The following is a 14,381-nucleotide window of genomic DNA, read 5'->3' as shown; positions in this document are numbered from 1 at the left end:
GCGCAAAATGCGCAGCTTTTTTTCATTCGTTCATTTCTAACAATAGATCTCCTGATTCAATACCCTCACCATTTGCTACATGGATATGTTCCACAACCCCACTTCGAGGAGCTTGAACAGTTGTTTCCATTTTCATTGCTTCTGTAATCATCAGGTGGTCGCCTTTGTTTACTCTCTCACCTTTTTCAACAAGTACCTTTATCACAGTTCCAGGCATTGTTGCACCAATGTGGTTAGGATTAGCGCGATCTGCTTTTGGTTTAGCGGCTATAGCGGTTTTAATATTTTCATCTTTAATAACTACTTCACGAGGCTGACCATTCAACTCAAAGTAAAGCGTACGCTTTCCTTCTATGTTTGGCTCTCCAATGGATACTAGTTTTACAATCAATGTCTTACCTTGTTCAATCTCTACTTCAACTTCTTCACCTAAACGCATGCCATAGAGGAAGGTTGGCGTATCAAGAACAGATACGTCACCAAACATTTCTTGAACCTCTTCATACTCTAGATAGACTTTTGGATAGAGCGCGTAAGAGATAAGATCATGGCTCGTGACTTGACGATTTAGTTTGTGGTAAAGAGTCTCTTTCAAATCTGTAAAATTCACAGGTTCGAGCAGTTCTCCCGGCCGTGTCGTAATGGGCTCTCTCCCTTTAAGAATAATTTGCTGAAGTTCTTTTGGGAATCCTTGATAAGGCTGACCAAGGTAACCCTGGAATAGTTCAACTACAGAATCAGGAAAATCAAGCGTTTCACCACGTTCATAAACGTCGTCTTCAGTTAAGTTATTTTGGACCATGTATAGCGCCATATCTCCGACAACTTTTGAAGAAGGTGTTACTTTTACAATATCACCAAACATTTCATTAACTCTTCGGTACATCCGCTTAACTTCATCCCAGCGTTCTCCTAAACCAACACCTTTTGCTTGCTGTTGAAGGTTACTATATTGCCCGCCTGGCATTTCATGCTCGTACACTTCTGTGTGCGGAGCTGTCATGCCACTTTCAAACCCGCTATAATATTTTCGAGTATCCTCCCAATAATGAGACAATTGCTCTAGCGCGTTTATATTGATGTCCGGCTTTCTGTCTGAACCATCAAGTGCATAATACAAGGAATTGGCACTTGGTTGAGATGTTAACCCCGCCATAGAGCTTACTGCTACATCTACAATATCTACGCCTGCCTCAATGGCTTTTGCGTATGTATAGATTCCGTTACCGCTCGTATCATGCGTATGAAGGTGGATTGGGATTGAGACTGTTTCCTTTAAAGTTGAAACGAGTTCATATGCAGCATGTGGTTTCAAAAGGCCAGCCATGTCCTTTATGCCGAGAATATGTGCTCCCGCTTGTTCTAACTCTTTAGCAAGCTCCTGATAATAAGTTAAGTTGTATTTTGATTTAGAGGGATCAGAGATATCCCCGGTATAACAAATCGATGCTTCAGCAATCTTCCCTGTTTCACGCACTGCCTCAATGGCCTTTGTCATACCTTCCACCCAGTTCAAACTGTCAAATATACGGAATACGTCAATACCAGCATCAGCAGACTTTTGTACAAATTCACGAATTAAGTTATCTGGATAGTTCTTATAACCAACGGCATTCGAAGCGCGTAGTAACATTTGGAACATGACGTTCGGCACTTGCTTTCTTAATTTTATTAGACGATCCCACGGATCTTCTTTTAAGTAGCGGAGAGAAACATCAAACGTTGCACCGCCCCACATTTCCATTGAAAACAAATTCGGCGTCATTCTCGCTGTTGGACCTGCAATGTGAAGTAAATCTGTAGTACGCATTCTTGTGGCGAGGAGCGATTGATGCCCATCTCGGAATGTCGTGTCCGTGAGCAAGGTCTTCTTCTGCTCTTTCACCCATTGCACAAGTCCCTCTGCCCCTTCTTCATCAAGAATTTGCTTAGTACCTCGAGGGATTTCTTCACTGTATTTTAAATGCGGTACCCTTCTTTTCGAAAATGTTGGTTTTTTCTTTTTATCAAGACCAGGAAATCCATTAACCGTAATATTCCCAATGTACGAGAGCATCTTCGTTCCGCGGTCCTTTCGCTTTGGAAAAACAAACAGCTCTGGTGATGAATCTATGAATGACGTATCATAAACACCTGATCGGAAATTCTCATGTTTCATTACATTTTCAAGGAAAGCAATATTTGTTTTAATTCCTCTAATACGGAATTCTTTTAAATTTCTGACCATTTTAGATGAAGCATGGTCAAAGCTTAGTGCCCAGGTCGAGAGCTTAACAAGCAATGAATCATAATACGGCGTAATAACCGCGCCCTGGTAAGCATTCCCTGCATCCAGACGTACGCCAAAGCCACCACCTGATCGATAAGCCATAAGCTTTCCAGTGTCTGGCATAAAGTTGTTCTCCGGATCTTCTGTCGTAACACGACATTGAATGGCATATCCGTGACAGTCGATGGCCTCTTGCTCTGGAATACCGAGGCGATTACCATGAATATTTTCACCTTCTGCAATCATTATTTGTGATTGCACAATATCGATGCCCGTAATCATTTCTGTAATTGTATGTTCAACCTGCACGCGGGGATTTACTTCTATAAAATAAAACTCACCGTTTTGATTAACTAGAAACTCTACTGTACCTGCGTTAACGTACTGCACATTTTCCATCAGCTTAACTGCAGCTTCACATATCTCTCTCCTAGCATCCTCACTAAGAGATACGCTTGGTGCTACTTCAACAACTTTTTGATGGCGACGCTGGACAGAGCAGTCTCTTTCATAGAGATGAATCGTATTTCCATGTTTATCTCCAAGAATTTGAACTTCAATGTGCTTAGGGTTCTCGACAAACTTCTCTACATAAATATCATCGGCACCGAACGCCGCTTTCGCTTCTGATTTCGCGCGATCGTATGCATCCGCCAGCGCTTCCTGACTTCGAACGATCCGCATTCCTCTTCCACCGCCACCAAGAGCAGCCTTTATCATCAGAGGATAGCCATTTTCATCAGCAAAAGCCTTTACTTCATCAAGTCCTTCCACTGGGCCATCTGTTCCAGGGATAACGGGAAGACCCGCAAGAATCGCTTGCTTTCTCGCCTCCACTTTATCTCCAAACATTCTGAGGTGTTCAAGCTCTGGACCAATAAATATTATGCCTTCTTCTTCACAACGTTTAGCGAACTGAAGGTTTTCAGAAAGAAAACCATAGCCAGGATGGATCGCATCGATGTTATTTGTTTTGGCAATTTCAATAATTCCCTCAATATCAAGATAAGCATCGATCGGCTTCTTATCTTCTCCAACAAGATAAGCTTCATCTGCTTTATATCTATGATAAGAACCACTGTCTTCTTTTGAATAAATCGCGACTGTCCGGATATTTAACTCCGTACAGGCACGAAAAATACGAATTGCGATTTCTCCTCGATTGGCGACAAGAATTTTTGAAATAGCTGTCATGATAATTCCTCCTTAAACTAAAGCTCCATTTGAACGTTACTATCCTTGTTGATATAACCTGATTTTTGTTCTTTTCTTATATTCACAAACGCAGAAACGTTTATTAATATCCCTACTGATATCATAAGTAGAATTAATGATGAACCTCCATAGCTAATGAACGGAAGCGGAACACCTGTAACGGGTAACCAGCCAGTAATAGCACCCAAGTTAACGGAGGTCTGAACACCAATCATTCCAGAAATCCCAATCGCTAACAGGCTGCCGAAAGTATCCTTACATCGAATTCCAATAACAAACCCTTTGAAGACGATATAGCCTAGCAATCCAATTACAAATACAACCCCTAACAGCCCCAACTCCTCAGCGACAATCGCCATAATGAAATCGGTATGGGGTTCAGGGAGAAAGCCATATTTTTGTATGCTTTGTCCAAATCCCTGGCCAGTAATGCCTCCTGATGCTATTGCAATATAAGAATTAATAAGGTGAAAGCCACTATCTTCTGGATCTGAAAAAGGATCATAAGCACCTGTAAATCTTGAAGCTTGTTCAGGCGATAGTGACATCCAGGCTAAGCCGAACACAATGCCACCGATTATGATAAGGCCCAAAATATGACTCCACTTCATTCCAGAGCAGAAAATCACGATTCCAGAAGTTAATGCGATAATCATAGCTGTACCTAAGTCCGGCTGTGAAGCAACTAATGCAAAAATCAATCCAATTACAAGAAGTGGCGGCATAGCCCCTCTTACAAAATTAGAAATATAAGCTTGCTTTTTGGAGTAAATGGCAGCAAGGTAAATAATTAACCCAAGTTTGACAAACTCAGACGGCTGAAAGCTAAAGGCGCCGATTTCAATCCAACTTTGAGCATTATTCGTTGTTGAGCCGATTACTTTCACAAGCAATAGCGAGATGACGGATAATCCAAGGATCGGTACAATAAACTTCCGATACGCTTTATAAGGAAACATCATCGCAAGGAAAAACATAATAAGGGAAGCCGCTAGCCAAATAATTTGCCTATTAAAAAAATAAGCACTATTTGTTTCATGACGCATAACAGCCCAAACCATACTTGCACTATAAACCATCACAAGTCCAAATCCGCACAATAGTAGCACACTAATGATTAGCGAGTAATCATAATGCTTAAATAATTTTTTAATCATAGACGTCATCCTACCTGTTTATTTTCTCTTAAGAAGTCCTCATCAGTTCACAGTTCGATTTGATGTTGGGGGTTTTCATTTAGATACCTTTTAAGTGTTGCCTGCCGTGTCAAAACGCCCACTTCCGCTTTTCTAAGATCCAGCTACGACTCGCAGAAACTACGATATTTCGCTCTTTCACCAGAACACAAAAAGCGTGTTCAAATGAAAAGGTTCCAGTGCCTGCCGTGTCTAAACGGGCGCTTCCGCTTTTCTTGTCTAGCTGCGACTCGCAGAAACTGCGATATTTCACTCTTTCACCAGAACACAAAAAGCGTGTTCAAATGAAAAGGTTCCAGTGCCTGCCGTGTCTAAACGGGCGCTTCCGCTTTTCTTGTCTAGCTGCGACTCGCAGAAACTGCGATATTTCACTCTTTCACCAGAACACAAAAAGCGTGTTCTAGTTCAAGTGCTCCAATATCTCCGTTTCTAAACGCTCGTCTCCGCTTTTCTTGTCCAGCTGCGACTCGCAGAAACTGCGATATTTCGCTCTTTCACCAGAACACAAAAAGCGTGTTCAAATGAAAAGGTTCCAGTGCCTGCCGTGTCTAAACGGGCGCTTCCGCTTTTCTTGTCTAGCTGCGACTCGCAGAAACTGCGATATTTCACTCTTTCACCAGAACACAAAAAGCGTGTTCTAGTTCAAGTGCTCCAATATCTCCGTTTCTAAACGCTCGTCTCCGCTTTTCTTGTCCAGCTGCGACTCGCAGAAACTGCGATATTTCGCTCTTTCACCAGAACACAAAAAGCGTGTTCTAGTTCAAGTGCTCCAATATCTCCGTTTCTAAACGCTCGTCTCCGCTTTTCGAAGTATGTATAAGTTTTCGATGGTTTTTGTTTGAAACCTGCCTGTCCTATAGAAATTAAGTTTTTTTGATAATCGCTTTTACTATGGTCCATCCGTCTGATTCTTTTCCTAGCAGTTTGAAAGGGATCAGGTTGGTTATGCCTAACCAGAGGTTAAAGAATAAAAACCAGGTGGTGATAGATGGATGGAACGGATAAAGAAGTGTTAGTGCAGCGATCATGAGGTTAACGAGTGGACCAGCTATGGCGATTGCTACTTTTGCATAGGCTTTTTCAGGTTGTGAGCTGATGGTCATTCCTCCTGCAAAATAGAAGGCGTTAACGGCTACTTCTCCTCTAGAATGCTTCCATGTCAATACTCTTGGTCCGATCCCAAGATGAAGGTTTACACTGGAGGATGTAAAAATGTTTGCTGCCAGCGTATGACCTGCTTCATGAAATAACAAACTGATTGGAGCAATGATCAGGAGCACCATGAGCAAATCATTCATTCGTATCTACTCCTAAAATCTTCTGAATTCTTTCATAACCTACTCGTATTCTATCATATTTTCTGCTCATACTCGGAAATTAATGTGTCTGCTTAAAGAGAACAAGCGATTTTCACTTTGAACTCATTTAAACTGGTTCTCTACAGAAAAACAAAAAGCTCAAACTATCGTAGATAGTTTGAGCTTTCATTATTTCCTCATACTAGCTTCGTGAAGAGCTGAAAGCTGGCGCTCGAGTGATTCAAGCAATTCCTTGCCATCCTCTTCATTAACTAATCCAAGACGAACCGCGAAGTCAATTTCGCGAGATAAACCAAACATTTGCGTATCAAGAACCTCTTCATACAGAGGACACTGAGGCATCGTTAAATTCTCCATTTGAACTTCGATAAGTTTTAGGATCTTATGAGCATCGGCTTTTAACAGCTCGTATGCTTTTTCACGATGTCCTGTTGCCATACCAGTTGACAAATCTGATCCCTCCGTTCCCTTTCCCATTCCTTCTCTTATCATAAAAGGAATACAAAAAAATTGCAAGAAAAAGCAGGGTAAACGCAACCATCTTTAAAAAATACTGAGCCCATACTGTGAAGATAAATTTTCAAGGAGCTTATTACCTGCAATACTATTTCCTTTCGCATCAAGTGGCGGACTGTAGACTCCAATTCCCATTTCATTTGGTACAAGGCTTAAAATCCCACCCGAGACACCACTCTTCGCAGGTATCGCTACATTAATAGCAAATTCGCCTGAAGCGTTGTACATCCCACACGTTACCATAAATGTTTTTACAATTCTCGCAATGTATCTAGGGATAATTCTTCGTTCTGTTTCAGGATCCCTACCTTCATTTGCAAGAACCATCCCGATCCTAGCAAGGTCCTTACAATTCACTTCAATGGCACACTGTTTTGTGTAGGCTTCAAGAAGCATTTCAACGTCATTGTCTATGATGCCATGTTGTTTCATAAAGTAACTTAATGCTCGATTAAGATTGGCCGACTTATATTCTGAATCAGCTACTTCCATATTTATTCCGATACTCGAGTTATTCGTCATGTCATGTATGAGCTGTAAAATCCGTCCAACTTTTTCTTCCACTGAATTACCATGAATCATATTTGTTACAACCAAAGCTCCGGCATTTATCATTGGGTTAAGAGGTTTTGAGGGCACCATTGTCTCAAGCTTCGCAATTGAATTAAACGGATCTCCTGTCGGTTCCATCCCTACTCTTGAGAAAACGTGCTCTTCTCCTGCATCCATGATGGCAAGAGCTAACGTAAGAACTTTAGAGATACTTTGTAACGTAAACGTCTCCCCAACATCACCGGCAGATAAGCAACCATCTTCCTTAGAATAAATGGCAATGGCAAGTTTATCGGGCTCTGCTTTTGCAAGAGCTGGGATATAGTCCGCTACTTTCCCATCCTTTGTATAAGGTTTACTTCGTCTAACTAGTTCTACTAGTTCTTCTTCTGTACGACATCTCATATTAAATCCTCCCGCTCGAAAAAATTGACTCTCGCCCTACTGTTCCCCAAATGTGACAAATGCAAGCATAACCGGTATACTTGGTTTGCAAAAGATTTTGATAGTGGGGTGTATGAGATGGAAACGATTCTACCCATCAAGGGGAAAGTCAATTATGCCATTACCTTAGATGCAAGCGTATGGATTTTTGATGATCGCAAGATTGAACTAGAGGATTTTTTGAAATTTGACGATTCAATTAAAAAGAATGAGAACGATTACATCCGAGCTCAAGCCGAGCGGCGGGAAAGAGAACGTACGGGGATCAAACCTCCCGTTAACAAAAGCATTAAACGTTTTGAGAAAGAACGAGTTTTAACCGGAAGCTTTGTTATTCCTTTAAAACCATTCCTCTCAAATGCAGAGCCCGCTAGTGACAAGGTTCAGCTTGAATCGAGTGATGGTAAACAGCATGTTTTAACACTGGAAGAAGCGATGAGCGGCTTTCTTCGCTTTTCAAAAGACGGAAAGCCGCTCAGGGAAGATGGACCTACCCACTTCTATTTTGGAGACGGATCTAATGCTTCTGACCCCCTTAAGAATATTTTAGGTATTACCGTCATTTAAAGAAGATCAGCTGCAATTCGGGCAAGCAGAGAACGTTCACCTTTCTCGAGCTTAACATGTCCGCTAAGCGGCTGATCTTTAAATTTTTCTACAACATACGTCAGTCCATTTGTATATTCATCTAGATAGGGATGATCAATTTGTTGCGGATCACCGAGAAGCACAATTTTACTCCCTTCGCCCACCCTCGTTAAAATGGTTTTTACTTCGTGCTTCGTTAAATTCTGTGCTTCATCGATGATAATATACTGATCAGGTAAGCTCCTACCACGAATATACGTCAGTGCTTCTACTTGAATGGAACCGATTCCCGAGAGAATCTTTTCAAGCTCACCCGTTTTCTTCACATTGAATAAGTACTCCAAATTATCATAGATTGGCTGCATCCAGGGGCGCAGCTTTTCTTCTTTCTCACCAGGTAAAAACCCAATATCTTTTCCAACTGGTACAATCGGTCTTGCAATAAACAGCTTTTTGTATCGATTTAAATCTTCTGTTTGCATTAAACCAGCTGCCATCGCAAGCAACGTTTTCCCTGTTCCTGCCTTCCCTACTAGCGTAACGAGAGGAATGTCACTCCGAACAAGCAGGTCCAATGCCATTCTTTGCTGAACGTTTCGTGGACCAATCCCCCACATATACTCCGTTTCCATCGCCGTTTTTTCAATTTTGTTCCCATTTTTGTCGACTTTACCAATACCCGATGAAGAGGCCTGTACAGGGTCTTTTAAAATCACATATTGATTAGGATAGAGCGGCCTTCCCTTTAGTTTCTTAGCCTCAATAAATTGCTTCTCAAAAAATTGATTCAGCAGTTCTGAATCGACATATCTCTCCTCATACCCTGTGTAAATTTGGTTAAATTCCACGACTCTATCAGTTAAAAAATCCTCTGCCTGTATTCCCATTGCATCAGCTTTGACACGAACCAACGCGTCCTTACTCACAAGAATAACGGTACGTCCTGATTTTAACTTTCCTTCTTCTAGAAATAAATTTAACGCAACGGCTAGAATTCGATTATCGTTTGTTTTCTCCACAAATTTATCTTGTAAGTATTGAAATGATCGATGGTTGAGTTCGATTCGAAGCGTTCCTCCATTTTCTAAAGGAATCGACTCATGGAGCTTTCCTCTTTCTCGAAAGCCATCAATCATGCGTGATACTTGCCTTGCGTTCCTCCCAATTTCATCCATATATCTTTTCTTTGAATCCACTTCTTCTAACACAACAGCGGGAATGACAATTTCATTCGTATTAAACGAATAAATCGCATTTGGATCCTGGAGTAACACGTTCGTATCTAGGACGTAAACCTTATCCAACACTTCGCCTCCTGACCAAATTTAAATTGCTATAACAGGTACGAAAAACAGTTGGGACTATCTACGTTTTCTATAATCTATGAACTAGCGTATAAAGTTAGACGGTTATTCAGAAAATAATTAACAAACTGCAGTGATTTGTTACTAAATTGCTCATTACGGAGGTAATCGAATGTATAAAATTCAATGGATTATTGCTCTCTTTCTTCTTGCAGCCTGTCAGGCAAATGATGAACCTGTTGCAGAAGAAAAGGAGCAGACCGAGCGCGTCCAATACGTAAAGCAGTCGGTGCGCACACCTGAGAATCAAGATATGTCAGCGACAGAGATCGCAGAACATCTCGTCACTGTTGCCAAACAAGTTCCTGATGTCAATGACGCAACCGCAGTTGTTACTGGAAAATATGCAGTAGTAGGAATTGATGTGAATCAAAAACTCGATCGTACACGTGTAAGTTCCATTAAGTATACTGTTGCAGAAGCACTCCTAAAAGATCCTTATGGAGCAAATGCTGTCGTTACTGCAGATGCAGATACAACTTATCGATTAAAACAAATGGCAACTGAAATCAAACGAGGGCATCCTGTAGGTGGCATAATGGAGGAACTAGCAGATATTGTTGGTAGGTTAATGCCTGAAGTTCCTAGCAAATCCAATAAATCCGAACCAGAGCCGGTTCGCTCGAACGATAAACAGCTACCTAAGTCAAAAGAAAACGAATTAAAACAACAGCAAAAAGAACAGGATCTAGACAGGTAATTAGATTCTATTTCAAAAAAAGAAACGAACCATTAGCGGTTCGTTTCTTTTTTGAGCTGTGCCATCACGGAGCGGTCTAACTTAGCCGCTGCTTCTGGATCGTAAATTTTTTCATATGCAGGCTCTACCGACATTTTTGCTCCATAAAACATAATATCACGTACTTCCTTAATATCAAGCTTAAACTTCGTAAGCTTCAGCGGAACGTTTTCCATCCTCTCTTCCATTAAAAGAGCTCTTCCCGTAATGGCATAAGTACTTTCATTTCCAATTAGCGTGATTGAGATCTGATCATTCGCCTTGATATTAGAGACGATTCGCGACTTTTGATCAACAGCAAATACAATTGACTGCTGATCAACTGCATAAAGCCATGAAATGGCACTTACATTTGGCCCGGCTGTTTCATGATCAATTGTCGAAAGAAGAACATACTGCTCTCTTTTAAGCAGTGTTAAAAGGTCATTTGAAAGAGTAACGTCTACTTTATTAGGCATACTATTCCCTCCAGTTAATTCCTTCGATTTAACGCATTATACTGCAAAGGATACGATTATTCATGCTATACTAGCAACATGGAATGAGAGGTGTTAACAATGCGTGTAAAATGTGTACTATGTGATAAAATTGAAAAAATTGAAAGCGGTAGTCCGCTAGCTAAAAAACTTCGCAACCGACCGATCCACACTTATATGTGTGACACCTGCAATGATCGAATTGAAAGTCGCACAAAAGAACGTAAAGATACAGGAAATTTCAAACTGTTTCATCAGGATGAAACAAATGATGAGTGGTAAAATCAAGCCAGGACTTATTGCTGGTACGATTGCGGGAATTGCTCTAGGATTCATCTTAAAAGGAATCGAAGCCGTAACAGGTAAGCTTGTTTATACACTACTCCTAAACGTTGATTTTATACCGATTATCGGAGATATCAAGTGGTCTGAATGGATCGAATTCCTATTTCACCTTTTAATCTCTCTTATTATCGGTGTTGTCTACAGTATTGGAAATTCTCGCTATTTTCCTAATCAAAAAAAAGCGCAGGCTATTTTCGCCTATGTGCTGACACTACCCACCGTGTTTCTATACTTTCCGCTCACCTACCTGGCAATAAAGCCAACTCCTGATTTATGGGACGTTACAGCCATTAGCTACTGGACATTTGGGCATTTGATTTATGCTGCACTCTTGTTCTATATCTATACATGGAGTGAAAAATAACTTCGTTTAAGAAAGACGTGCTCGGAGCACGTCTCTCTTTCTTATTGATGGTTATATTTTGGTTCATTTTCAATCGAAGTTAACAGCGCTTCGATTAATTCAACTGGAAACTTCTTTGAATCTTCTTCTCCGTTTTGTCGATAATGGACAACGTAATAGTCATGTGACACCTCCACTTTCAAATCAGAGACCAGATGATCTTCCGTTAATAGTTCATGAAAGAATTCATACGTATCTTGCGCCGCCTGATCGCTCTGTCTTTGATTTGCCACAACTTTAATACTGAGCCAATTGTACATTGTATCCTGAAGATTCAAAGCTTCCCTCCTTTGACGCTAGGCTTCTTTTTTCTTCGACTGGTTGAGTCGCATCTTATAAATAATTAATACGACAGCAGAAGCCACTAATCCTTCAGCAACAGGCAATCCTATTCCAAAAAAGGTTAGCGGAAAACACCCTATTACAAGAACAGCGTATACGATGATGTTTTTAAGGATCGGTAGTTTTTTGGCAAAGCCAAGACGATAAACAACAATACATAGGATAACAATAATCGCATATAGCAAATAAAATCCCATTGTCATATTGTCTTCAATGCCAACTAACTTAGCGAAAAAAGATAAATCTTCAGATTGTATAGTAGGTTCTGTATTCATTTTTCCACCCCCGGTATAAAAGCATAATAAATGAAATCATAAATAAAAGTAAACGATTTCTTTCCATTTAGAAAAAAAGTCCTACATAGGACAGAAAAAATAAGAATGATAAAACAATAAAAAAAACGATCCAAAAGGGATGCCCCTTTTGAATCGCATTAGACACCCTTATTGGGCTGTTTTTTTCTTTTTAGCGTTCTTTTCACGTTCGTTCTTATCAAGGATTTTCTTACGAAGACGAATCGAATCAGGTGTTACTTCGCAATACTCATCATCGTTCAAATACTCAAGTGCTTCTTCAAGCGTTAGAACGCGAGGCTTCTTCATAGAAACTGTTTGGTCTTTGTTGGCGGAACGCATGTTTGTCATCTGCTTCACTTTAACGATGTTAACCGTGATGTCATTCTCACGAGTGTGTTCCCCAACGATCATTCCCTCGTAAACTTCAGTACCTGGAGCTACGAAAATTGTACCGCGGTCTTCAACACCCATAATACCATATTCTGATGCTTTTCCTTTTTCCATGGAAACAAGTACACCAGCACGGCGTCCACCTACACGACCGCTAATAAGAGGCATATACGTTTCAAATGTGTGGTTGATAATACCATAACCGCGTGTTTGTGTAAGGAACTCAGTTGAGTAACCAATCAAACCACGTGCAGGCACCATAAATTCAAGACGAACTTGACCTGAACCGTTGTTCACCATGTTGACCATTTCACCTTTACGCTCACCAAGTGATTCCATTACAGAACCAGTGTAGTCTTCAGGCACGTCAATTTGAACACGTTCAACAGGCTCACTTGCAACACCGTCTACTTCACGTACGATAACTTCAGGTTTTGAAACTTGAAGCTCAAATCCTTCACGACGCATATTCTCAATCAGGATTGAAAGGTGAAGCTCACCACGTCCTGATACAACCCATGCATCTGGAGAATCTGTGTTCTCAACGCGAAGACTTACGTCTGTTTCAAGCTGTGCTCTAAGACGTTCTTCAATTTTACGACTTGTAATGTACTTACCTTCTTTACCAGCAAAAGGACTGTTGTTTACAAGGAACGTCATTTGAAGCGTTGGCTCATCAATACGTAGGATAGGCAGTGCTTCCTGATGATCGTATGGGCAAACTGTTTCTCCAACGTTGATTTCTTCCATACCAGATACTGCAACGAGGTCTCCAGCTTTTGCTTCTTCAATCTCTGTACGTTTCAAGCCAATGAAACCAAAGAGCTTTGTTACTCTAAACTGTTTAACTGTTCCATCAACCTTCATCAATGCAACTTGCTGGCCGACTTTCATTGTTCCTCTGAACACACGTCCGATACCAATTCTTCCTAGGTAATCGTTGTAGTCAAGAAGCGTGATCTGGAATTGAAGTGGCTCATCACTATTGTCAATTGGTGCTGGGATGTTATCAATAATTGTGTTCATAAGAACTTTCATATTGTCATCTTGAACTTCAGGATCAAGGCTAGCTGTTCCGTTAATTGCAGAGGCATAGACAACAGGGAAGTCAAGCTGATCTTCGTCCGCGCCAAGATCAATAAATAAATCAACAACTTCATCCACAACTTCTTCAGGACGTGCTGCAGGACGGTCAATTTTGTTAAGAACTACAATTGGTGTAAGCTTCTGCTCAAGAGCTTTCTTCAGCACGAAACGTGTCTGTGGCATACAGCCTTCATAAGCGTCAACAACTAGAAGAACACCGTCAACCATTTTCATGATACGTTCAACTTCACCACCAAAGTCAGCGTGACCAGGTGTATCCATAATGTTGATTCGTTTGTCTTCATAGTTAATTGCCGTATTTTTAGCAAGGATTGTGATCCCGCGTTCTCTTTCAAGGTCATTCGAATCCATCGCACGTTCGCTTACTTGCTCGTTGTCACGAAACGTACCTGATTGATGAAGCATTTGGTCTACCAGCGTCGTTTTACCGTGGTCAACGTGGGCAATGATTGCGATGTTACGAATATCTTCTCTTATTGCCATTAATTATTCTCTCCTCGTATTCTCGTCTTATTTCTGACGATAAACTCAATAACTAGATCATTATAACACAGATATCGCTTAAGGCGAAATTTCTCTTCTTTCCAGCTTAACCCGGTTATTGTACACTAGTACTATAAAGGGGGCTTTCCGCATGAACAAGCATCAATTCCTTTTACTCTTAATGGCCATTCTGGCGGTTGCAAGCATGTGTGCAATCGGTATTTCTATAGCTGAACAAAGCTGGATCGGCGGACTTCTTTCATTTATTGGAGTAGGTTTCTTTATGGGAATGGGTTTTCGAATTAAACGTAAAGCTGAACAATAACATCAAAAAGAG

General features: G+C 40.8%; 15 protein-coding genes. 5 read left to right on the top strand and 10 right to left on the bottom strand.

Annotation, left to right across the window (positions count from 1 at the left end; genetic code table 11):
• Nucleotides 1-22 precede the first annotated feature (22 nt).
• From pyc to glsA, 5 genes are all read right to left on the bottom strand, one after another.
• Complete coding sequence (pyc, locus tag ATG70_RS04975; RefSeq protein WP_098443255.1) at nucleotides 23-3,463, bottom strand: pyruvate carboxylase; 3,441 nt, start codon at nucleotides 3,461-3,463, stop codon at nucleotides 23-25.
• Nucleotides 3,464-3,480: 17 nt separating this feature from the next.
• Nucleotides 3,481-4,641: a putative lipid II flippase FtsW gene (ftsW, locus tag ATG70_RS04970; protein ID WP_098443254.1), complete on the bottom strand. Its 1,161-nt coding sequence runs from the start codon at nucleotides 4,639-4,641 to the stop codon at nucleotides 3,481-3,483.
• Nucleotides 4,642-5,543: 902 nt separating this feature from the next.
• Nucleotides 5,544-5,978: a site-2 protease family protein gene (locus ATG70_RS04960; RefSeq protein ID WP_098443252.1), complete on the bottom strand. Its 435-nt coding sequence runs from the start codon at nucleotides 5,976-5,978 to the stop codon at nucleotides 5,544-5,546.
• Between the two features lie 189 nt (nucleotides 5,979-6,167).
• Complete coding sequence (locus ATG70_RS04955; protein WP_098445722.1) at nucleotides 6,168-6,437, bottom strand: YlaN family protein; 270 nt, start codon at nucleotides 6,435-6,437, stop codon at nucleotides 6,168-6,170.
• Nucleotides 6,438-6,542: 105 nt separating this feature from the next.
• Nucleotides 6,543-7,472 (bottom strand): glutaminase A, encoded by a 930-nt coding sequence (gene glsA / locus ATG70_RS04950; RefSeq protein WP_098443251.1) that lies wholly within the window; start codon nucleotides 7,470-7,472, stop codon nucleotides 6,543-6,545.
• Nucleotides 7,473-7,589: 117 nt separating this feature from the next.
• Between glsA and ATG70_RS04945 the strand changes: the two genes are divergently transcribed.
• Nucleotides 7,590-8,078 carry a hypothetical protein gene (locus ATG70_RS04945; RefSeq protein ID WP_098443250.1) on the top strand — a complete coding sequence of 163 codons (489 nt, stop codon included), beginning with the start codon at nucleotides 7,590-7,592 and terminating at the stop codon, nucleotides 8,076-8,078.
• Here the strand turns inward: ATG70_RS04945 and ATG70_RS04940 are convergent.
• The gene (locus ATG70_RS04940; protein WP_098443249.1) at nucleotides 8,075-9,403 is read right to left on the bottom strand and encodes a PhoH family protein; all 1,329 of its coding nucleotides are present in this window, start codon (nucleotides 9,401-9,403) and stop codon (nucleotides 8,075-8,077) included. The genes ATG70_RS04945 and ATG70_RS04940 overlap by 4 nt on opposite strands.
• Nucleotides 9,404-9,575: 172 nt before the next feature.
• Between ATG70_RS04940 and ATG70_RS04935 the strand changes: the two genes are divergently transcribed.
• On the top strand, nucleotides 9,576-10,163 hold the full coding sequence (locus tag ATG70_RS04935; RefSeq protein WP_098443248.1) for a YhcN/YlaJ family sporulation lipoprotein: 588 nt from the start codon (nucleotides 9,576-9,578) through the stop codon (nucleotides 10,161-10,163).
• A gap of 32 nt (nucleotides 10,164-10,195) precedes the next feature.
• Here the strand turns inward: ATG70_RS04935 and ATG70_RS04930 are convergent, their stop codons facing one another.
• A complete protein-coding gene (locus tag ATG70_RS04930) occupies nucleotides 10,196-10,660 on the bottom strand; it encodes a pyridoxamine 5'-phosphate oxidase family protein (RefSeq protein ID WP_098443247.1) in 465 nt (154 codons plus the stop codon).
• Nucleotides 10,661-10,759: 99 nt separating this feature from the next.
• Between ATG70_RS04930 and ATG70_RS04925 the strand changes: the two genes are divergently transcribed.
• Both ATG70_RS04925 and ATG70_RS04920 read left to right on the top strand, forming a co-directional pair.
• Entirely contained in the window at nucleotides 10,760-10,960 is a 201-nt protein-coding gene (locus ATG70_RS04925; protein WP_098443246.1) for a YlaI family protein, read from the top strand.
• Entirely contained in the window at nucleotides 10,950-11,387 is a 438-nt protein-coding gene (locus tag ATG70_RS04920) for a hypothetical protein (RefSeq protein WP_098445721.1), read from the top strand. Before ATG70_RS04925 ends, ATG70_RS04920 begins: the two co-directional genes overlap by 11 nt.
• 41 nt (nucleotides 11,388-11,428) lie before the next feature.
• Here the strand turns inward: ATG70_RS04920 and ATG70_RS04915 are convergent, their stop codons facing one another.
• The 3 genes from ATG70_RS04915 to typA all read right to left on the bottom strand — a co-directional run bounded on the left by ATG70_RS04915 (nucleotide 11,429) and on the right by typA (nucleotide 14,044).
• A complete protein-coding gene (locus tag ATG70_RS04915) occupies nucleotides 11,429-11,704 on the bottom strand; it encodes a hypothetical protein (protein WP_237438589.1) in 276 nt (91 codons plus the stop codon).
• A gap of 18 nt (nucleotides 11,705-11,722) precedes the next feature.
• Nucleotides 11,723-12,043: a YlaH-like family protein gene (locus tag ATG70_RS04910; protein WP_098443245.1), complete on the bottom strand. Its 321-nt coding sequence runs from the start codon at nucleotides 12,041-12,043 to the stop codon at nucleotides 11,723-11,725.
• Nucleotides 12,044-12,211: 168 nt separating this feature from the next.
• A complete protein-coding gene (typA, locus tag ATG70_RS04905; RefSeq protein WP_098443244.1) occupies nucleotides 12,212-14,044 on the bottom strand; it encodes a translational GTPase TypA in 1,833 nt (610 codons plus the stop codon).
• Nucleotides 14,045-14,195: 151 nt separating this feature from the next.
• Between typA and ATG70_RS22385 the strand changes: the two genes are divergently transcribed.
• Nucleotides 14,196-14,369 carry a DUF5325 family protein gene (locus ATG70_RS22385; protein WP_098443243.1) on the top strand — a complete coding sequence of 58 codons (174 nt, stop codon included), beginning with the start codon at nucleotides 14,196-14,198 and terminating at the stop codon, nucleotides 14,367-14,369.
• Nucleotides 14,370-14,381 lie beyond the last annotated feature (12 nt).

This window comes from Bacillus sp. es.036, from assembly GCF_002563635.1.
In the GTDB taxonomy this organism is placed as follows: Bacteria; Bacillota; Bacilli; order Bacillales; family Guptibacillaceae; genus Guptibacillus.
Note: the sequence above shows the minus strand (reverse complement) of the source record. Positions and strands in the feature narration are given on the sequence as shown.

Excerpts from the sequence above, each read along its gene's own strand:
- ATG70_RS04930 (WP_098443247.1), bottom strand. The coding sequence starts at position 10,660 with ATGCCTAATAAAGTAGACGTTACTCTTTCAAATGACCTTTTAACACTG.
- ATG70_RS04920 (WP_098445721.1), top strand. The coding sequence starts at position 10,950 with ATGAGTGGTAAAATCAAGCCAGGACTTATTGCTGGTACGATTGCGGGA.
- ATG70_RS04910 (WP_098443245.1), bottom strand. The coding sequence starts at position 12,043 with ATGAATACAGAACCTACTATACAATCTGAAGATTTATCTTTTTTCGCT.
- ATG70_RS04935 (WP_098443248.1), top strand. The coding sequence starts at position 9,576 with ATGTATAAAATTCAATGGATTATTGCTCTCTTTCTTCTTGCAGCCTGT.
- ftsW (WP_098443254.1), bottom strand. The coding sequence starts at position 4,641 with ATGATTAAAAAATTATTTAAGCATTATGATTACTCGCTAATCATTAGT.
- ATG70_RS04925 (WP_098443246.1), top strand. The coding sequence starts at position 10,760 with ATGCGTGTAAAATGTGTACTATGTGATAAAATTGAAAAAATTGAAAGC.
- ATG70_RS04945 (WP_098443250.1), top strand. The coding sequence starts at position 7,590 with ATGGAAACGATTCTACCCATCAAGGGGAAAGTCAATTATGCCATTACC.
- glsA (WP_098443251.1), bottom strand. The coding sequence starts at position 7,472 with ATGAGATGTCGTACAGAAGAAGAACTAGTAGAACTAGTTAGACGAAGT.
- ATG70_RS22385 (WP_098443243.1), top strand. The coding sequence starts at position 14,196 with ATGAACAAGCATCAATTCCTTTTACTCTTAATGGCCATTCTGGCGGTT.
- pyc (WP_098443255.1), bottom strand. The coding sequence starts at position 3,463 with ATGACAGCTATTTCAAAAATTCTTGTCGCCAATCGAGGAGAAATCGCA.
- typA (WP_098443244.1), bottom strand. The coding sequence starts at position 14,044 with ATGGCAATAAGAGAAGATATTCGTAACATCGCAATCATTGCCCACGTT.
- ATG70_RS04955 (WP_098445722.1), bottom strand. The coding sequence starts at position 6,437 with ATGGCAACAGGACATCGTGAAAAAGCATACGAGCTGTTAAAAGCCGAT.
- ATG70_RS04960 (WP_098443252.1), bottom strand. The coding sequence starts at position 5,978 with ATGAATGATTTGCTCATGGTGCTCCTGATCATTGCTCCAATCAGTTTG.